This is a genomic window from Paenibacillus sp. FSL R5-0345 (assembly GCF_000758585.1).
In the GTDB taxonomy this organism is placed as follows: Bacteria; Bacillota; Bacilli; order Paenibacillales; family Paenibacillaceae; genus Paenibacillus_AQ.
This window is the reverse complement of record NZ_CP009281.1, coordinates 3,203,120-3,222,061: the sequence shown is the minus strand read 5'-3', so window position 1 is coordinate 3,222,061 and position 18,942 is coordinate 3,203,120. Positions and strand designations below refer to the sequence as shown.

The 18,942-nt window shown below is 40.1% G+C and carries 19 protein-coding genes and 1 pseudogene; 1 reads left to right on the top strand and 19 read right to left on the bottom strand.

From position 1 onward, the window contains the following. Positions 1 to 52: 52 nt before the first annotated feature. The 11 genes from R50345_RS14225 to R50345_RS14175 all read right to left on the bottom strand — a co-directional run bounded on the left by R50345_RS14225 (position 53) and on the right by R50345_RS14175 (position 7,968). Positions 53 to 1,054 carry a sensor histidine kinase gene (locus R50345_RS14225; protein WP_042127547.1) on the bottom strand — a complete coding sequence of 334 codons (1,002 nt, stop codon included), beginning with the start codon at positions 1,052 to 1,054 and terminating at the stop codon, positions 53 to 55. Beyond that, positions 1,055 to 1,738, bottom strand: a complete 684-nt coding sequence (locus R50345_RS14220; RefSeq protein ID WP_042127546.1) for a response regulator transcription factor — start codon at positions 1,736 to 1,738, stop codon at positions 1,055 to 1,057. It abuts the gene before it with no gap. A gap of 169 nt (positions 1,739 to 1,907) precedes the next feature. Then, positions 1,908 to 2,708, bottom strand: coding sequence for a GNAT family N-acetyltransferase (locus R50345_RS14215; protein ID WP_042127544.1), 801 nt, complete (start codon positions 2,706 to 2,708; stop codon positions 1,908 to 1,910). 94 nt (positions 2,709 to 2,802) lie between these two features. Beyond that, on the bottom strand, positions 2,803 to 3,546 hold the full coding sequence (locus tag R50345_RS14210) for a class I SAM-dependent DNA methyltransferase (RefSeq protein WP_042132172.1): 744 nt from the start codon (positions 3,544 to 3,546) through the stop codon (positions 2,803 to 2,805). Between the two features lie 17 nt (positions 3,547 to 3,563). Then, a complete protein-coding gene (locus R50345_RS14205) occupies positions 3,564 to 4,775 on the bottom strand; it encodes a DUF2812 domain-containing protein (protein ID WP_042127543.1) in 1,212 nt (403 codons plus the stop codon). Further along, a complete protein-coding gene (locus R50345_RS14200; RefSeq protein ID WP_434059713.1) occupies positions 4,756 to 5,103 on the bottom strand; it encodes a PadR family transcriptional regulator in 348 nt (115 codons plus the stop codon). Before R50345_RS14200 ends, R50345_RS14205 begins: the two co-directional genes overlap by 20 nt. A 157-nt stretch (positions 5,104 to 5,260) precedes the next feature. After that, positions 5,261 to 5,578, bottom strand: coding sequence for an iron-sulfur cluster biosynthesis family protein (locus R50345_RS14195; protein WP_042127540.1), 318 nt, complete (start codon positions 5,576 to 5,578; stop codon positions 5,261 to 5,263). Between the two features lie 121 nt (positions 5,579 to 5,699). After that, a complete protein-coding gene (locus tag R50345_RS14190; RefSeq protein ID WP_042127538.1) occupies positions 5,700 to 6,158 on the bottom strand; it encodes a DMT family transporter in 459 nt (152 codons plus the stop codon). A 38-nt stretch (positions 6,159 to 6,196) separates the two neighbouring features. Continuing rightward, on the bottom strand, positions 6,197 to 6,622 hold the full coding sequence (locus R50345_RS14185) for a DMT family transporter (RefSeq protein ID WP_042127536.1): 426 nt from the start codon (positions 6,620 to 6,622) through the stop codon (positions 6,197 to 6,199). Between the two features lie 192 nt (positions 6,623 to 6,814). After that, entirely contained in the window at positions 6,815 to 7,216 is a 402-nt protein-coding gene (locus R50345_RS14180; protein ID WP_042127535.1) for an NUDIX hydrolase, read from the bottom strand. Between the two features lie 167 nt (positions 7,217 to 7,383). Next, positions 7,384 to 7,968, bottom strand: a complete 585-nt coding sequence (locus R50345_RS14175) for a sugar O-acetyltransferase (RefSeq protein WP_042127534.1) — start codon at positions 7,966 to 7,968, stop codon at positions 7,384 to 7,386. Between the two features lie 546 nt (positions 7,969 to 8,514). On the opposite strand from R50345_RS14175, the gene R50345_RS14170 reads away from it, so the two are divergent. Further along, positions 8,515 to 9,315, top strand: coding sequence for a polysaccharide deacetylase family protein (locus R50345_RS14170; protein WP_042127532.1), 801 nt, complete (start codon positions 8,515 to 8,517; stop codon positions 9,313 to 9,315). A gap of 66 nt (positions 9,316 to 9,381) precedes the next feature. On the opposite strand, the gene R50345_RS14165 is transcribed toward R50345_RS14170, so the two are convergent. From R50345_RS14165 to R50345_RS14130, 8 genes and pseudogenes are all read right to left on the bottom strand, one after another. After that, entirely contained in the window at positions 9,382 to 10,524 is a 1,143-nt protein-coding gene (locus tag R50345_RS14165; RefSeq protein ID WP_042127530.1) for a copper amine oxidase N-terminal domain-containing protein, read from the bottom strand. A gap of 148 nt (positions 10,525 to 10,672) precedes the next feature. Continuing rightward, a complete protein-coding gene (locus tag R50345_RS14160) occupies positions 10,673 to 11,833 on the bottom strand; it encodes an alanyl-tRNA editing protein (RefSeq protein ID WP_042127528.1) in 1,161 nt (386 codons plus the stop codon). Between the two features lie 138 nt (positions 11,834 to 11,971). Beyond that, entirely contained in the window at positions 11,972 to 12,199 is a 228-nt protein-coding gene (locus tag R50345_RS14155) for a hypothetical protein (RefSeq protein ID WP_042127526.1), read from the bottom strand. A 92-nt stretch (positions 12,200 to 12,291) separates the two neighbouring features. Next, the gene (locus R50345_RS14150; protein WP_052414599.1) at positions 12,292 to 13,914 is read right to left on the bottom strand and encodes a DUF4179 domain-containing protein; all 1,623 of its coding nucleotides are present in this window, start codon (positions 13,912 to 13,914) and stop codon (positions 12,292 to 12,294) included. Next, positions 13,892 to 14,482 (bottom strand): RNA polymerase sigma factor, encoded by a 591-nt coding sequence (locus R50345_RS14145; protein WP_042127523.1) that lies wholly within the window; start codon positions 14,480 to 14,482, stop codon positions 13,892 to 13,894. The genes R50345_RS14150 and R50345_RS14145 overlap by 23 nt, the downstream gene beginning before the upstream one ends. Positions 14,483 to 14,630: 148 nt before the next feature. Further along, a complete protein-coding gene (locus R50345_RS14140) occupies positions 14,631 to 15,920 on the bottom strand; it encodes an amidase (RefSeq protein WP_052414598.1) in 1,290 nt (429 codons plus the stop codon). Positions 15,921 to 15,995: 75 nt separating this feature from the next. Further along, the gene (locus R50345_RS14135) at positions 15,996 to 17,198 is read right to left on the bottom strand and encodes an MFS transporter (protein ID WP_042132168.1); all 1,203 of its coding nucleotides are present in this window, start codon (positions 17,196 to 17,198) and stop codon (positions 15,996 to 15,998) included. Positions 17,199 to 17,206: 8 nt separating this feature from the next. Then, positions 17,207 to 18,768: pseudogene (locus tag R50345_RS14130) on the bottom strand (ABC-F family ATP-binding cassette domain-containing protein). Between the last annotated feature and the right edge of the window lie 174 nt (positions 18,769 to 18,942).

Here is an 18,942-nt window from a genome sequence, read left to right as displayed (position 1 = left end):
AATGACTATCCAGTGACTCTAAAGTGACATTCTAGTCACTAAGCCATAAGTGCTAAATAACTTGCTTATAAAATTTAATCTGAAATTGTGTACCTTTTCCTACTTCACTCTTCACATCGATCGTTCCGTTTTGGCCTGTGATAATGCTTTGTGCTAGGGCAAGTCCTATCCCTATACTATCTTCGCTTGCATTCTTACCTTTATAGAATCGTTTGAAGATATAGGGGAGCTCTGCCTTTGGGATTCCTTTGCCGTTATCTGTAATGATAATTTCCGTAAACAGTGCATTTTCTGCAAAAGAAATCGAAATTTCTCCCCCAGCAGGTGTGTGCTCTACACAGTTTTTCAGAATATTAATGATCGCCTCAGTTGTCCAATTGAGATCGCCCGCATATGTGATGCTATCTTCTCCATCAATCAGGATCCGTTGTTCTTTAATATCCATTGGAATTAACATGGGCTCCAAAGATTTTTGAACTAGCTTCTTCACTTGAACTTGATCTTTTTTAAAATGAATAGTTCCAGCATCGATCTTGGAGAACTTTAATAATGAGGAAACTAACCATCCAATTCGTTCGAGTTGAACAGTAATCTTCCGTGTGAATTCCATTCTTTTCTCCACATGCAGCTCCGGGTCACTTAATAAATCGGCCATCACAGTCATGGAGGTAAGCGGGGTTTTGAGCTGATGAGAGATATCCGAAATCGCATTCGTGAGTTTCAGTTTATCTTCTTGTAATTGCGCGCTCTGCTCGGATAACATTAACGTCACTTTGTAAATGTCATTCTTCAGGATACTAAGCTCACCTTCCTGATTATCACGAACATCAAGCGTATAATTCCCACTACTGATTTGACGCAGATATCCAGAGAGCTTTTCAATTTCACCGTATCTCCAGCGAGTAAATACTAAACTGCAGCCTATCAGCAAAGCCGAAGTCACAGCTGTGATTCCCAACGCCTCCAGTGATATAAATGCTGCTACGGCTGCGGCCACAAGACTGATCAAGCACATCGTCAACAATAACCATCTGATTTCTTTATTACGAAGCACCTAATCACCAACCTTATAACCCAACCCACGCACTGTTTTGATCAGTGTAGGTTCTTGGGGGTTATCTTCTAACTTTTCCCTAAGTCTTTTTATGTAAACAGACAATGTATTATCGTTCACGAATTCTCCAGCTACATCCCAGATCCGCTCTAGCAATTGATTTCGCGAGAGAACTTGCCCCACATGATTAGCAAAGATCAGTAGCAACCGATATTCTAATGCGGTCAGTAGCACTTCATCGCTGTTCTTATAAACCTTACCTTCCAGTGTGTTAATACGTATATTGTCTAATTCAATCATGGATTGGGTCTGTGCTTGCTTGTTATATCTCCTTAACACCGATTTAATCCGCGAAAGCAGCTCCCGAATCCGAAAAGGCTTGGTTATGTAATCATCTGCCCCCATATCGAGTCCCATCACCACATTGACCTCATCATCAATCGCCGTTAAAAAAATTACAGGTATATCACTTTGCGCTTTCACGAGTTTGCATAATTCATAACCGCTTCCATCCGGAAGTGAGAGGTCAAATATGCATAAGGTGAGCTCTGACAACTGCTCAGATAACACCGCTTTTGCAGTAGTGGCATCATAACATAGGACGGTTTCAAAGTGATCCTGTTGTAATGAGTATTCGAGCCCTGACGCAATTGTTCTATCGTCCTCGACAAGCATAATTTTCATGGAAGATCATCCTAACCTAATAATATATTCAAAAGTTCAACTCGTTCCGATGATCATTCTCTCATAATTATCGAGTTATACCAAATTACATATCATATTAAAGTATTTACAACTTCACAGTAAATATAATAAAGACGTCTGCTCCGAAGAGTTGACGTCTCATAAATGATCATATCGAAAAAGCACTACACTTATATTGATGTATCTGCTGAAAACCTAGTCGTAGTGCCGATTTTTTCGAAGCTTCATTATCCAGTGAACAATCCCAGTAAGGAATAAAGCCATTGGCAAGCACATCTTCAACTACTAGCGTTGCTAAATGTGTCCCCACTCCTTGTTTCTGATATTTAGGAAGGGTTTCAATTCCAATTGCGTGTGTATCCTGTGTAACAAAACTAGAATAACACACCCCCATAATTTCAGATCCCTCAACTGCAGCATATCCGTAGCCTTTTTCCGCAAAGTCTTCTTTCGATGACCAGAATAAATCAATATTTTCATGTACAAATTCTATATTCTTTAGATCTAAGTTTTCCCAATCCAGCATTTTAAGATTTATAGTTCTAATCCCATTAGTCTGCGTCGTAGGCGGCTTGTGAAGTAACTTGAACACCATCTGTTCAAAAGGATATAGCTTCCTAGAAGGAAATATCAATTCAAGATTCCATTCCTCATGTTGACCAGAAACTTCGAAATGTTCCATCCCGAGTTCCTTCATTCTAGGTACTATATAACTCGTTACATAACCATCCAATGCATGGATAAAGGCTTGATTGGTGTGATCGCCGATAAGATAAAACCCTTCAATCCCCTGACTCCATACTAACGCACTCTTTGGTGCTGTAATTTGATCCACAAAGATCCAACCTGGATTATTGCCTTCAATCACAGAGAGAATTTCGGGATGGATATGCTCTCCTTGAAGTAGCGGCTTCACTTTATAATAATCCTCATGAGGTATTTCATGCATACAAACACTCCCCTTAGTTTCCTTGTAGATCTGTATACATAAGTATAAAGGAATCGTCCTCAATCGGATGGTAAAGTTCATTAATAACTGAAGATTACTTTCCATGGATAAGCGTTTTCCTAGCCTTAATTAATAGAAATGAAGGTCTCCTTCTCTCATTTAATAATTTGGGCATCTTTTCTAGTCCCTCAGCTATGGATTCGGGTTCAACAATTTCTTCAACAGTTAGTCCATTTTGGATCAACGTATTAAGTAATGTTGAAAGTTTCCTGTGATATTTTATGACGCCGTCAATTCCCCAAAACTGGCTTCTGAGACCTTCTTCTCCATAATTATCAATAGGCCAATGTAGGATATTATGATCAGGATCTTTAACCCACCCACTTTGGCTCTTATTTGATAAAACAACCGGATGCTCTGTTGAAAATACCAGATGCCCATAGGGTTTAATCCATTCTGAAATCCTACTAATGAGTGCTTTGTAATCCTCAATATAATGAAAAGCTAACGAACTTACTACCAAATCAAATTCATTACTATTAAAATTGATTTCCTCCATAGAACCCTGTATATAAAGGATCTCAGGTCGCTTCCCTGCCATAGCTAACATTTTCTCTGATATATCTACTCCTGTTACGTGTGACGCTTTGTTATCAATCATATAGTTTGCCATTTCACCAAAACCGCAGCCAAGGTCGAGAACGTTTAAATCCTGTAGGTCTGGAAGTAACCCTCTTATTGCAGGTTGTTCAATAAAGTCATTGTATGTAATTCTTGATTCCCTTAAGTTCTTATACATTTGAAAAAACTCAGGGTTGTCATAAATGTTCTGTTGTATCATACACCTCCACGATACTATAGATGATGTTTACGAAGACGGTTGTAATATAGCCAAGTTCGACTTACATACGAGCCAAACATGAGAATTAATATGGCGAACAAAATCAAATTTATGAGCTGCAATCGATCCAGATTTGAGTAAGTCAATAATTTAATGTTAATTACTATGGTATACGTATATACAATTATAAGGGGCAAGAACATAGCAGAATAAGTTAAGGCTATACGTCTAGCTAGTTTCAGTTGATTTAACTTATCGCTGTATATTTGCGGTTTTGCTTCACCCGGTACATATTCTTGGCCCCATACAACCCATCTTTGAGTCCATGAACTCGATTTATACAGACATGCCCAGCCAGATTCCATGTGAATGTTGAAGTAATTGGTGTCTGCAGTATTTTGTAAGTCCGCACAATAACACACCTTACGAGGTTTCCCTTTTATAAAATAAAAGGCAGCACCTGTTTTGCCAACTTTGTACAGATTATATCCCTTTTCTTCCATTCCCTCTAGCCATGCCTCAAGCCGATCTGGCGCATACATCCATCCAGGCTTCCACTTCATTACAAGTTGACCTGAATTTTTCAAACGCTTTTCTTCATTTTTACTTAGTATGATTTGCTGAAGGGGTGTCACTTGACCATTTGACTTGCTTGGCTGTAAGAATTCTTCTGTTATTCTTTTGTTAGTCTTGTTTAATGTGATCAACGAATACACTGTGAAAATACACAAGATCACGCTAAGCCCCAATGCAGTAGCGGGAATAAAACCATACGGTCCACTGAAAACATTAAAATGATTAAATTTGGATACACTCATTGCTATTGCACTTATTAAAATTACATTGAGGAATGCAACCATTAAATAAATCAATATCCCCGTAAAAATATACATGATCTTCTTGTTATGCTTTACGATCCCTTCTCGATCAGGAAATGTTCTTATCTGTTCTAAAGGCAGCCTATTCATCGTCACAACCCATTTGCCGCTCTGTAACACCTTCGTCCATCCAAAATTTAATAATCCTTTAGAAAGGGATGGATTTCGAACTTTATCAAATACGATCCGATAGTTAGCTACGTTCGATTCAACCTGTTGAAAGTAAAAATATCTAGTTAAACGGTTGATTCGGATAAGTTCATAACCTTTTTGCGCCATAGAAGCCAACCAATCTTCGGTTTTCTGAACATCATAACTCCAAAAGGGTTTAAATATTTTGATGATCATCTACATCACCCCCATATTTTATAGCATTCTCATGCAGCTCTTTAAGCCTTTTGATCTCAGTAGCAAGAATTAGCATCCCTAAGTCTGTTCTTTCATAAACCGTTTTTCTCTCTTCATCAGCAAAAACAGTAATCATCCCATCTTTTTGCATCTTCGTTAACGTGCCATAAACAGTACCTGAGCCTAACAAAAGGCGTGCTTTCGTGATTTTCTCTACATGCTTCACTATTCCATATCCATGACGTGGTTCATCTAAGGATAAAAGAATATAGAAAGCTGTTTCAGTCATGGGTACATATTTTTTTAACACTTTCTCAGGGTTCAACATGCCCAGCTCCCTTATTACGTAACAGCATTTATACGTCACAATTAAATATGTCTCAACGTGACTATATCACGACGTGACATAGTAAGCAATAAAAAAAGTGTGCAGAATCGCTTCATCAGCCACTCTACACACTCTACATTCAACTGCTCCGACCCGCCTATCGAATATCTTTTACTCGAATATTACTTCCTAACAGACTCGAATCACTTCTTAATCTGAACGACGGGTAATTCTCATCTGCTTCAAGCCGCATCTGTTCATCAAATAAAGATTCCTGCTGTCGGTCAACAAAAAAAGTAAAAGGCTCTTTCTGAACTTCAATATCTGTAGGATGGGGTTCACTAATGATCTGAATTACGATCACACCATTACAACCACAACCCTCTGTGTCGAAAAATAATTTAAAATATCCGAGTCGTTCACCAAGGTTTTTTTCTAACTTTTCAATAGTTTGGGAGTTCAATTGTATGAACATAGGATGATCCACTCCTTATTTATATTTGAGCGAGTACTTTCCCAAAGTATAATTTGAATTAGTTCCAGCCTCGTGTGACTGCCATCACTTTTATATTGACAGACATGAGTCTGAGAATAAATCAAGCTGCCTTCTGCGTCTCCCGTTCGCCACCTAGCTTAAATACGAGGATACCCCCAATAATAACCAGTACTCCAAGCAACTGTTTCCAAGTAAAAGGAACCTTTTCAAGCCCTAACCAGCCTAGTGAATCCCAGAGTAGTGCGAACCCAAGCTGAGAGATCAATACGATCGAAATCGCATACGTTGGGCCCAGTCGTTTAGTACCTTGCACAAGGCATAATACCACCCCGACTCCGATCAAACCACTGATCCAATACCAAGGCTCCATATTTCTCAAAGTAAATATACGGTTTCCCTCAACGATAAGACTCATAATAAATGAAGCTAAGAATCCCATCCCTAACACTAAAGTTGTCGTTGCCCAAGAACCAACCTTTTCGTTAACTTTCGTATTAAATATATTTTGCAGACTCACGAGTGATCCCGCAATAAGCGCTAATATCAACCCAATAACCATAACTTAATTCCTCCATTTATCGACTATACTCAAGGTTGTTAGAATTTTAGTATCACAACGCCAGATATCATCAACCCGATGCCGATGAACTGCGGTAATCTCATCTTTCGTTTTTCCATTCCAAACCAGCCTTTAATATCAATCAAGAAGGTCAGACATAGCTGAGCAATCAACAACGAGGATATTGTAAATGTAACACCGATTTGCTGAATGGCCGTTACTTCACTGAAAATAATTACAGCTGCAAAAGCGCCGCCGATCAAATATAAGGGTTTTACTTGCTTTATTCCTCCCCATTTCCCATCTCTAACGAACAAAAGAATTAGGAAGGACATGATAAACCCCGTTAACTGTGTAATTGTCGCCGCCTGCCAAGTCCCGATATCTTGACTAATTCGAGCATTTGATACACCCTGTAACGTAATACAAGCCCCCGCTAAAAATGCAAATATAATCCCTCTCATTTCTCTCTCTCCTCAACTTCGATCTCTTACATATTAAAAAGCAATTCAAGGGTTTAAAAAAGGACATCTGTCCTAAATGAGAAGAAACGTTGTTATTGCCCAAGCGGCTGCTGTTGCTCATAGAAATAAAAAGACCGTCTCAAGCCTTCGTACGGGCTTAAAACGGACTTCAAAAACTTTTCTCTAGTTGATTTATAAGAGCAAATTCTTCTCATGCAATTGATCAAAAATAATTTGGGTAACTACAGATACACGATTTCGATCTTTATAGCTTAACCAAGTCAATTCCTCGATTTCGGACGCTGGCGTTAATGTCCCTTCATAATCCGCAATATAACAGGTCATTTTTACTGTAACACCTTCTGCTTTGCCATGAGCCTCTGCTTCAAAGGTTCCAAAATAAGAGACGGTATCATCCTTAATCTGAACAGAGATTTCTTCCTCAATTTCGCGCAAAAGCGTCTCCTCGTCTGTTTCCCCCGCTTCTCTTTTTCCTCCAGGCAAATAATAGGTATCTTTCCCTTTGGAACGTGTACATAAAACTTGTCCGTTCTCGATATGAATCCAAGCGATTTTATCAATGATTGTAGTCATATAGTTCTCCCTATGCCTTTTTTTCAACAATTATATCATACAACTGAACTAACACATTTATGCAACGTCAGTTTTAACTTTTTGGACATGAGGGTAACACACAGGGCAAATCATATATGCAGCGAAGATAAGAAAAGGATAGCTTACATGGCAGTATGATTAACTTCTTATTTATGATCATATTGACCCTTATCATCTTCAGTTATCTCCCGTATGACTCTGCAAGGGTTACCCACTGCAATCACATTTGCAGGGATATCTTTAGTAACAGCACTGCCCGATCCGATGATGGTATTATCTCCGATAGTGACCCCGGGATTTATAATTGCTCCACCGCCGATCCATACATTATTTCCGATAGTAACGGGGTAAGCATACTCATATTCCTCAACTCTCAGTTCATAATGAGCGGGATGACCTGCTGCAAATATACTTACATTAGGCCCGATCAACACATTATCCCCTATCGTTACTGTGTTGCAATCCAAGACTGTAAAGTTGTAATTCGAATAAAAGTTCTCACCAATTGAGATATTATAGCCGTAATCACAACGAAATGGCGGTTCTATGAAAAACTTAGCTCCTGTACGTCCCAATAATGGTTTTATTAATGCATTTCGTTGATCAATTTCGCTAGGTCGTAAAGCATTAAATTCAAACAAAATCTCTTTAGCATGCTGACGTTCCCCTAGCAATTCCTCTCCAAATGCTTTATATAGCTTCCCGGCTAACATTTTTTCTTTCTCAGTCATGATGTCTTTCTCCTCTCCACTTATACCAAGATGATTGTAAAGCGTACATGTTTGCATTAATCCCTTTGTGAAGCACTAAATCTTGATAGTCCCCTACTTCAGCGATCTCTCTATTATACATAACATAGACCGTATCCACATTCTTAGCCGAGCCCAACCGATGTGAAATAAAATAGCCACTTTATCTTGACTTTTGGATCAATAGCAGATGTAGGTTCATCGAATACTATAAGCTCCGCATTATTGTATAATGCGCGCGCATCACTAGCTTTTACCACTGACAGCCTGATAGCTGCCTACTTCCTTCTACTGATTAAAAAGATTGGGGCAATCAGTAACTTAGTGCTAAAATATGAGAGTGAGTTTCTTCTGTCTATCACATATAATAGTTTTACAACATAGAGAAAGTCAGACAGGCAGCCCCTCTTCTTATCAGTTTATTTCTTTCTGCAAACACTTTCATTGTTAAGACGGGAATCCGATTATAAGGTCTATAATTGGATGAGGTAATTTTCGAAATGAACATATGAATAGGAGTGTGAATTCATGAAGCTTCAATTTAATTTATTCCCGGGCGGATTGCCCAAGGCGCTTACTATGAGCTATGATGATGGACAAAAACACGATATTCGCTTGGCGGAGATTTTTGATCAATATGGGATTAAAGGTACTTTCCATCTAAATAGCGCTATGATAAACGCACCCGGATTTTTATCTTCTGCTGATGTTAAACATTCACTCAGAAACCACGAGGTGTCTGCCCATTCTGTTACTCATCCACATCTAGAACGTCTTCCTTTACCTATGGTGATCGATGAGCTGTTTGAAGACCGTAAGCGACTTGAGAAACTAGTGGATTATCCGGTACGTGGAATGTCCTATCCTTACGGTACATACTCTCAAGAAATCATAGCGCCACTTCAGTCTGTTGGGATTGAATACAGTCGTACTGTCCACTCTACCAAACAGTTTGATATGCCTCTGAATTTCATGGAATGGCATCCAACATGCCAACATAATGAAGATCTCCATCACGTATGGGAGCGATTTACAACGGAGGGTCCATCCCAAAAACTAAGACTCTGTTATGTTTGGGGTCATAGTTATGAATTTGCTGAGCAGAACAATTGGGAGCTTATCGAGAACTTTTGCCAACAAGCTGGTGGACATCCGGATGTTTGGTACGCAACCAATATAGAGATTTATGATTATGTCACTGCGCTGTATTCACTGAAAATGAGTGCTGACAAAAAGATCATCCGTAACAACTCTGCTATTGATGTCTGGGTATCTGTAAATGATCAACCTGTTCAGATTAAGGGTGGAAGTACGATGATGCTGAAATAATCCCGAACACAAAAAGAGCGATTCATAACATCGCTCTTTTTTCTCGTTACATAAAAGTAACTGCAATTATTTGGATTGAAGTGTAAATGTCACTGTTTTTGCTTTTTCCTCAAGGATTGGAGTATAGGTAAATGTCAGCACATTCCCTTTGCGACCCTTCAATACTAACATTCTGGTCAAAACATATGGATCTCTGCCATCATTCACTCTATCCCATTCCTTACGATCCTCACTTGTTATCAGTTGTTCGCTGAGATTGATGATTTCCCCAGAGCTGCTATAAACCAAATATAAGTGTGTCGTATCTAATAAACGTATGAGCGCCACATCCTCCGATGCATATTCCACGATGAAATCTCCTGTTGCCCCGGTTAGCTTCTCCATCTCAAATAACTTCCCTAGATCGCCATCCTTAGTAATATACTGCACGTTCTTCCCATCTGTCATATACAACTGAGTAGAAGGCACTTGCGGCGCATGTGGATAAGCAGAATTCATATATTGATAATTCATTTGTTTGAGAATAGTGCCTGCTTTGACCAATACTTGATAGCTGCTATTGAAATCGGTGAACATGGCATAGTGATTGTCTGTTAACCGGAGAAGATCCGTGCCATTGACAATTTTCTTGACCTCAAAAGCGTAGTTGTAGGCTGATTCCTTGAACGGTAGTCGACCAATAATTACCGGTTTCCCAGCTGAGGTAGCACGGTAATACAAATCTCCGTTTTTCTGAGATATCCAATAGGATCTACCATCTACAGAAGCAGAAACCAATCTAGCTTCATCTACGATCTGGATAACCCCATCCGTTTTATTAAGCCCCGTTTTACCTCCAAGTGCACTGACCGCTGAGACCAATGGCACATACACTGAACCTTTAATAATACGTGGGGATTTCGTTAAATTCACCACTGCTTCATTTACTTTTGACTTTACAGTACCAGTTGTGAAAATAACCTCCCTTTCAGGACGAACAAGTTTGGCCGTTTTGGTTTGTTGATCCCAGGATAATGTGTACCCCATAGCATCTGCGAGTGATTTCAGAGGCACAAAAGTTGTATTCTCTGTGATGACCTGTTTACTGCTGATTCCGATTTCTTTAAAGTTGAATTGAATTTGGCTTTCTGCTTGCGCAGATACAGATCCAAACCCCGTACTAAAAATCAAAACAGCTATGATTCCTAGCGTAACCTTCCATTTATTCATTTCTATTCTTCTCCCTCGACTTTATAGTCATATGTAATTAGACGACATTTTTTGGAAAAAGTTTCTTATTCTTCCCTTTCATCATGCAAAAAAGACCTGATCCACGGAGACTACCGCAGTCAGGTCATCTGTCTTTTATATTGTAATCTTAACTTCTAGCAAACTCATAAAACGCCAAAGCGTCCTCCCAAGTTGGGAATCCAGCTTGCGCTAATTTATCGCTGCCTCCGCCTTTTCCATTGTAGGTACTAAGATGCGTTTTGAAAAAAGCTCCACAGGAGATCTCTGCACTGCCGTTCTGCGCAAACACAACCTTATTCTCAGCAGAACTAGCCAATAAAACTGGAACATCACATTTCGCAGTAAGCTTGTTAGCTAAACTTTGTAAATCTTTCAGTGATTTATCCTCGAATACTTTTGCGATCAGTTTTCCTTCTTGTTGTGCTAAAAGCTCCTGTTCGATATAATCATCATTCTTATCTTTTAGTAGTGTAATTTCCGCTTGCAGCTGCTTTTGTTCATTCTCCCACTTTTCAATTCGATCGATAATTCCATCTTTTCCCGTATTGAACTTGGAAGATAGTGCTCCAAGGATTTGCAGACTGTTATTAAATTCCTTCAAAGCACGGTATCCACATTTAAAATAAATCCGCGTATTCCCTTTTTGTTTCTCCGCTTTCAGAAGCTTAATCATACCAATTTCACCAGTTGAAGATACATGCGTACCTCCGCAAGAGTTATATTCAACATCTTTGATCTCTACAATCCGGATGTTCTCCGTCACTTTTGGCTGTTTGACCAGTTTAAGCAGGGAAGCTTCTTCCCCTGTTACAAAATAGCTAAGAATGGAATGGTTCCGGTAAATCTGCCGATTAACCTCCCACTCAATGGAATGAAGCTGGTTAGGCGACAGTTCTGAAGCTTCTATGTCGATGGTGCAATAATCTTCACCTAAATGAAAGCTTAGAGTCATAAACTGTAAAAGATCAAGACAGACTGCTGACAGCAAATGTTGCCCACTATGCTGCTGCATATGGTCGAATCTTCTCGTCCAATCGATCTGACAATTGACAGCTAAATCATCAGGCAGACGTTCCAGCTTATGTAGGACAAGATCTTCCTCACTGATTACATCAAGTACAGGGATATCCTGTATAGTCCCTAGATCACAGGGTTGCCCACCGCCATGCGGATAAAAAGCAGTTTCCTCCAAAGTAACATAGAGCCCATCTTCTCGTTCTATCGTTTCCGTAATACGGGTTTGCCAGTCAGTCAGATATGTAGAATTGTAATATAGTTTGTTGATCATGTATGTATCCCTCTCTTTTATACGTTTATGGCACATTAAGCTTATAGTATCATAACGGATTTCAAAGACAAACTACACCAAGAAAAACGGGTGTCGTCCTTAAATGAACGACACCCGCTTCTATAGCATCTTGCGGACTTAACATGCACAAGAAACATCTTTTAAGTTTCTTATAGCAATTGCATTCAGTCGAAGCGCTTCGACAATTGAGTCTCTTACTGCTAACAATTCAAATCTTTCACGACTGCCAATAGGCAACCTGCAAAGTAATGCTTCAATTCTTCTAAGACTTTCTTTCAGAATCACTCTCTGCTTACGCAAAGCATTTAAAGCTCTTTGAATTTTTCTCTTCTCTGCAGCAGTCATAAACTACCACCTCTTTTCGATTGTGATAGTATATGAGATGCGAATTCTCTAGTTCTTGCTTGTACAATTTGGAAGCATAAAGATTGATTTTATTATTTTTTGCTAACTTCCATGATAGGAACGGTCCAATCGACATTGGTGTACAAACGGTTAACTACTGTACGTATTAATTGAAGCTGATTAGGGATTTTAGTAAGGCCAGCAGCACGGAACTGAAAAAAATTCTTTTTGTTATTTGACTGTGATTCAACGATTACGATATAACCATCTTTCCATCCGGACCCATCAGTAGAATATCCTCCTCGCCCTGACAGGGGATACTCTTTACCCTCAAGGTCTTTAAATATCCACTCACTGTTCATAAATTCATTTCTCAATCTTCCGCTAAAATGTAGCGAACCTTCCTTCGCAGATCCATTGGTATTGGGTGGCGACTCCACAGTAAAATCATTTAACATGAGCTCATCTCCATCAAAATCAAAGGGAATCGGATGTTCCTTCAACTTAGAAGGCTCAAATTGCACGCTCGAACCATCCTTCTCAGGAACAAAATATCCATCGAACACAAAAGTATATGGCGTATCCTGGGGTAAATATTTAAATGTATAGCTCCAATGCATTAATCCAGGTTTATCACCGGGTGCCGAAGATCGTGACATTACACTATCCTTACTCGGTAATTTCCTCGCATTAACACTGTGAATCTCTTCTCCCGTGCTATCTTCAAAATGGAACTTCAGCCCCTGCTGCTTCCATAATTCACCTGGAGAACGACTCAATGCCTCTTCACTTAATTGAGTGTCAAATTCAAAACGAACACCTTGAACCATATGAGTTAGTCTTTTCAAAGTCACTGTTAAACCGTCCGGAGAAGTATAGCTACCCGTTAGGGGAGCTGAGGTTGTTTGTTGATTCGCTTTTGTCATATCCATCGAAAAACTGAAATTCCAATCTCCTTGTAAAATAGGAATATTTCTTCCCTTGCTTCCCAACTCAGTTATATGACCTTCGACTGTAATTTGATCGGCTTGCAATGGCTCCGAAAAATTAGCGATCATATAGTAAAAATCGTTGGTAAATCCCATATCGTATAATTCTCCAACGACTTTTCCATGATCATCTTTAACTTCAATCTTATTACCTTCACCAAAACCCAAGCGATGTCTGTCATGTTTACCATCCGGTCCGAACAACTGTAGAGCGACAATCACACGAGTAGGATCTGCTACGGCTTCGTCAATTTTAATCGTATAGCCTTTATCCTTCACTTTTATATTAGGATGATCTACCAACCCAAATTCTTGCGCTCGCAAAAGGCCAATGTCAACATTATCTTTCACAAAAAGAGAACGTAAAGTCTCTGCCAATGTGGGTACAGAATATAAAATCACGGCACTCAGAACAACCAGTAGCAAAGCTGCTGCCATGGCTAATCTAAGTAACTTAAGAATCTTCGGATTCTTTCGCTTTATGTCAGGTACCGTTACTTTCTCTAGTACTACTGATTCTATTGAAGCCATAACTTGATCCGTAAAAGACTCTGGCAGTTTCTCCTCAAACAACGCTTGCGACCACTCCTCTTGTTCTTCCAATAGCATATGATAGATTAAGTTGCAATGGGTACAAGCAGCGATATGATCTACATTTTCAAAAGGTCGGGAGGTAGGTGTACTTAGGATGTATTGCTCGATCTCATATGGGCTTAAGCACTTCATCGCTCTTCACCTCCTGGAGTGTCATGATTTGCTTCAATCGATGTTTCGCACGATAAAGGTCATTTTGAATTTTACTTATAGGGACCTCTAAGAGCGTACACATTTCTTCATAGCTTAAATCATTGGTGTAACGAAGCAGCAAAGCCATCCGATAATTAGGCGGCAGCTTCTGCATTAGGTGAAGCAGCTCTGTGCGATACTCTGATCGAATGAATTCTTCCTCTGGATTATTTGAAAGGGAAAGTTCAACAAGATCGTCTGGTAGGCTTGCTGTAGGACGAGTTTTTTTCCAAAGATCCTTCAATAAATTAGTCGCGATGGTATACAGCCAAGCCGCAAAGTTTTTATCTAAATCATGTGAGGCCAGCTTACGATAAGCTTTAATAAACGTCTCCTGAGTGATGTCTTGAGCATCTTGGTGATCGGCTCCCATCCCTCTCAAAAGTCCATAAATTTTATTCTTATATCGATTCACAAGAAACGAATAATCTTCTTTATGTCCATGCAGAACATTTTGAATCCATTGCCTCTCATCCTCTTTTTCAACTTTCGGTACATGTCCCTTCACCCTTAAGCCTCCTTGAAGCACGATACTGTATAGACGATCCCTATCAGAAAAACTCTCACTTTATACAAAAAAAGTAGATCTTCAATTGTATTGAAGACCCACTCTGTTATCTAACCTCGAACTTGCCCCATCTGTAGCCCAAATTGGCTCACCCCAGTGCTAGTGATACAAGTCTACTCCAATATATAAGCTTTTCATCCTGCCCGTAAGCCCCAATACATTGAAATCCTAAAGGCATGTTGCGAATAGTGGCTGAAGGAATGCTCACAGTTGGCGCTCCTGCGTATGACCATATGGCGGTCATTCCAGCCCATCCTGTCCGTGTTCCCCACAATGGAGCAGTTCCTGCTTGAGCGGGCGAGACCCAAATATCAATCCCCTCTGTCTTTTGAACATCCAGTAGATCATATCTCAATTTGATTTGTCCTCTACGATATCGCTCCAGTTCCTCCTCTTTGATGGTTTGACCTGATTCAATACCATCACGCATCGCAGTACCATAGCAATCTTTGTATTTTTCAAATCGTACGGCATGCACTTGAGCCATTTCCCCTTGTACTAACCTCAACATTCCATCCCCATAGATGAAACTATCTTCCCATGGCATCTTAACATTTTTTATGACGAAGCCTGCCTCTTCCAACTTCTTAATCTGGCTCCAAAAAGTATGTTTAGCGTCCTCTTCCAATAAAGTCATGAATACCCCTTCTGGAATACCAAGCACGGGTTTACGGTTAGCTTCGAAAGGCCTCCATTCCGAGATGAGTTCTGAAGAGACCCACTCCATGCTAACCATATCCTGTGTGAAAAATCCCATCGTATCAAATGAAGGGGACATCAACTGAACACCATCCAAAGGGATACGTCCATAGCTTGGCTTAAATCCAACAACACCACAGAAAGAAGCAGGAGCCATAACAGAACGCAAACTTTGTGTACCTATCGCAAATGGACACATACCTGTGGCAACTGCCGCTGCAGACCCTGCACTAGAGCCGCCTGGTGTATGATCCAAATGATGAGGATTACGAGTTGGGAGATGCCCGGCATATGCGAACTCTTCGGTCACCGTTTTGCCTGTGAACCATACTCCTTTTTGCCGCAGCTTTTTAATAAAACTACCTTCTGAACGTGTTAATTCCTGTGGAGGAAGATTTGAACCGGCACGAGTGGGCAAACCGTCTATATGAATTAGATCCTTAACTCCTACTGGAACTCCGTATAATGATGGTTTTGGGAGCTCATGATAGGTTTGTCTTAGCTGCGCTACTTCACTCATGATTCTATCTGTTCTTTTCTCTTCCGATACAAAAGCATGGATGTGAGGCTCTAACTTATCATAACGATCTAAATGCTGATTAAGGAATAGCTCGAGTGATGAATCATTTGGCTCTAATCCTTGATGGAACTGCGTTAAAGAAGATGTATGGATATACATACCTAACCCCCTTCACAAATTACTAAACTAAGATCCCTCTGCTCTATGATTGTATTTATTTGGAATATCTTCATGTTAATCGTAGTTCTTTGCTAAGGCAAGAAGTTTAATCACTGCATAGAAGGCGCACATAATCACTGCAAAACCAGCGAATAAAAGAATATTCTCCACTTGGACTCTATCAGCTAGCGGACCAAACAGCGCCATCCCGAGTGGCAAAGCACATGAGTTCGTCACTTGAACAAGACTAAACACCCTACCTTGCATCTTCGGCTCCACATTCTGCTGCAACATCACTGTCAAAGGAGCGTTAAAGCAAGGCATCGTTACGCCTATCAACAAATTAAACAATAAATACATTGCAAACATAGGAGCGAAGCCAAGTCCAACCATCAGCAAACCGTAGAGAGCACATGCTATAATGTTGGTATGCATACGAGACTTAAAGCCGCCCCATGACGCTATCAGAAGCCCTCCAACTAACGCCCCTACGCTAAAAGTCATCTCACTTGCGGTCAATCTCCATACTTCTGAACCAAAGGATCGACTCACCATTAGAGGGGTTAAGAAGGCTGCTGGACTGATCAGTATCATTACGACAAATAAATAGATTAGTAATTGCTTAATAAAGACATGATCCTTTAGGTACTTAAATCCTTCCTTAATATCTTGTACATTCGATTTCTGAACCTCCTCCAACTTAGCATGAACTGGAATAACGATTATACACATCATACCAATTCCAATAATTGCAGTAATCACATCAATAAAAAAGGCAGTTTCTATGGTACTAATCGATAGAATCACGCCCCCTGCTGCTGGAGCTAGAAACATCATCAAGGATGAAATACTACTATTTACTCCATTCACCTTCATAAGCTGATCTTTTGGAACAATTTGAGGGATAAGTGCGTTCACAGCAGGAACCTGTATCCCCGTACCTGCCGCTCGGATCAGCAAAATTACATATAGCAACCCAATATATTTATAGCCCATCAAAAACATCACAGCGAGGATAAGAGTAGCGATCGCAATCATACCATCCGCTAGCATGATCATTTTTTTACGACTATAACGGTCGATCCATACCCCAGCAAACAGCGATATCGCCATCTGCGGGAGAAAGCCGCAGACGGTTGATATCGTCATCATCACCCCTGAAGAGGTAGTTAGAGTGATATACCAAATAATCGCATATTGAACCAGCGAGGAACCAAATAAAGATATGGTTTGAGCCGTTAGAAATAGGGTTATTTTTCTTTTCCAATTGTCATTCATGGTTTGCATTAGTACTTACTTCCTTTACTTCTGGTTTCATCTCCTATGTTAAGCACACGATCGACCCACCCTTGATAAAACTCTTCTTCATGAGAAACAAGAATAACAGTACCGCTAAATTGAATTAGAGCTTTCTTCAATGCGTCTTTCGTTTCAGCATCTAAGTGATTGGTCGGCTCATCCATAATTAGGAAGTTGTATGGTGAGAGCAGTAATCGGCACAACTTAACCTTAGACTGTTCTCCGCCGCTGAGCGTACGGATAGACTGTGTTACAAGGTTATCTTTAACCACACACTGTGCCAGATGACGACGTATTTCCTTTACAGTCAGTTTTGGATCATAAGCTGAAATCACCTGAATAGGTGTCATCATATCATCTTCCCAAGTTAAATCCTGCTCGAAGTAACCGACTTTAACTTGTTCTGCAAACTGAAACCTACCGGTTATCCCTTTGATTTCACCAACCAATGTTTTAAGCAATGTTGATTTCCCGATTCCATTGAACCCCGTAATCACCAGCTTTTGTTCGCCACGGATGGAGAACTTCAATTTAGGCAACAAAGGTTTATCGTAACCAACCACTAATTGATCCACTTTAAGCGCTACTTGTGACGTGCATGGGAGCTCTTTAAAGCGAATAGACGCTTTGGATACAAATGTTGGAGCTGCGATTCGTTCCAGCCTATCCAGCTGTTTCTGGCGACCACGGGCTATTTTGGAATTAACACCCGCACCGTTTTTTCGAATGAATTGCTCTGTAGTTTCTATTTTTTTCTGCTGTGCATGATATTGCCGGATATAACTCTCTCGCAAATGTTCCTTCTGCTTCACAAAATCCGAGTATTTACCGTGGTATTTTTTTATCGTTTCCCCCTCTATATCGCAAATGCTAGTGGATATTTTATCGAGAAAGGCATAGTTATGAGATACAACAATGAACGCTTGATTAAAGGCAATCAAATACTCAGCGAGCCAGTTAACATGTTCGGTATCTAGATAATTGGTTGGTTCGTCGAGTAATAGCACATCAGGTTGTTCAAGTAAAAGCTTGGCCAGTATAACTTTAGTCCGTTGCCCCCCGCTTAACTGCTCGATGGGACGGTCGATTCCAATCGCGTTGATCCCCAGACCCATAACCATCTTACTGATATTGCTCTCCATCGAATAATAGTCTAGCGCTTCTAATCGTTCCTGGTAGTCTGCTGCCTTTTGTAATAACGTTTCGTTGCCGGTTACAGAGCACTCTTCATAGAGCTCATTTATTTTTCGTTCTAGTTCGTATAATTCTGAGAACGCCTGTTTTAAATAATTATGAACCGTACAGTTTCCATCCATGACAGCATATTGATCGAGATGACCGATTGTAATATTGGGCTGCCACTTTATCATTCCATCATCCGGGATCACTTCCCCCGTCAAGATGCTAATCAACGTACTCTTACCCGTTCCGTTCCGTTCTGTCCAACCACTCCTACATGCTCTCCCTTGTACAAATCCATAGAGACATTTTTGTATAGGACCTTATCGCCAAAAGCATGTGTCAAATTAGAAACCTCAAGTAAACTCATTTCCTTTTCCTCTTTTCTGAAATTAATTAAGAACGCAAAAAAAGCAGAAGACACTGCACCCTTTGGGCACAAGCCTTCTGCTTATCTGTACACGAATAGACGGCACAAACATATAAATGACAGTCTAGAAACTGAGCATTATAAACACAAAAGGCTGTAGACGAAAATTGTCTA

Excerpts from the sequence above, each read along its gene's own strand:
- R50345_RS14205 (WP_042127543.1), bottom strand. The coding sequence starts at position 4,775 with ATGATCATCAAAATATTTAAACCCTTTTGGAGTTATGATGTTCAGAAA.
- R50345_RS14175 (WP_042127534.1), bottom strand. The coding sequence starts at position 7,968 with ATGACTGAGAAAGAAAAAATGTTAGCCGGGAAGCTATATAAAGCATTT.
- R50345_RS14220 (WP_042127546.1), bottom strand. The coding sequence starts at position 1,738 with ATGAAAATTATGCTTGTCGAGGACGATAGAACAATTGCGTCAGGGCTC.
- R50345_RS14215 (WP_042127544.1), bottom strand. The coding sequence starts at position 2,708 with ATGCATGAAATACCTCATGAGGATTATTATAAAGTGAAGCCGCTACTT.
- R50345_RS14155 (WP_042127526.1), bottom strand. The coding sequence starts at position 12,199 with ATGACTGCTGCAGAGAAGAGAAAAATTCAAAGAGCTTTAAATGCTTTG.
- R50345_RS14180 (WP_042127535.1), bottom strand. The coding sequence starts at position 7,216 with ATGACTACAATCATTGATAAAATCGCTTGGATTCATATCGAGAACGGA.
- R50345_RS14170 (WP_042127532.1), top strand. The coding sequence starts at position 8,515 with ATGAAGCTTCAATTTAATTTATTCCCGGGCGGATTGCCCAAGGCGCTT.
- R50345_RS14200 (WP_434059713.1), bottom strand. The coding sequence starts at position 5,103 with ATGTTGAACCCTGAGAAAGTGTTAAAAAAATATGTACCCATGACTGAA.
- R50345_RS14185 (WP_042127536.1), bottom strand. The coding sequence starts at position 6,622 with ATGAGAGGGATTATATTTGCATTTTTAGCGGGGGCTTGTATTACGTTA.
- R50345_RS14160 (WP_042127528.1), bottom strand. The coding sequence starts at position 11,833 with ATGATCAACAAACTATATTACAATTCTACATATCTGACTGACTGGCAA.
- R50345_RS14165 (WP_042127530.1), bottom strand. The coding sequence starts at position 10,524 with ATGAATAAATGGAAGGTTACGCTAGGAATCATAGCTGTTTTGATTTTT.
- R50345_RS14150 (WP_052414599.1), bottom strand. The coding sequence starts at position 13,914 with ATGAAGTGCTTAAGCCCATATGAGATCGAGCAATACATCCTAAGTACA.
- R50345_RS14135 (WP_042132168.1), bottom strand. The coding sequence starts at position 17,198 with ATGAATGACAATTGGAAAAGAAAAATAACCCTATTTCTAACGGCTCAA.
- R50345_RS14140 (WP_052414598.1), bottom strand. The coding sequence starts at position 15,920 with ATGTATATCCATACATCTTCTTTAACGCAGTTCCATCAAGGATTAGAG.
- R50345_RS14195 (WP_042127540.1), bottom strand. The coding sequence starts at position 5,578 with ATGTTCATACAATTGAACTCCCAAACTATTGAAAAGTTAGAAAAAAAC.
- R50345_RS14190 (WP_042127538.1), bottom strand. The coding sequence starts at position 6,158 with ATGGTTATTGGGTTGATATTAGCGCTTATTGCGGGATCACTCGTGAGT.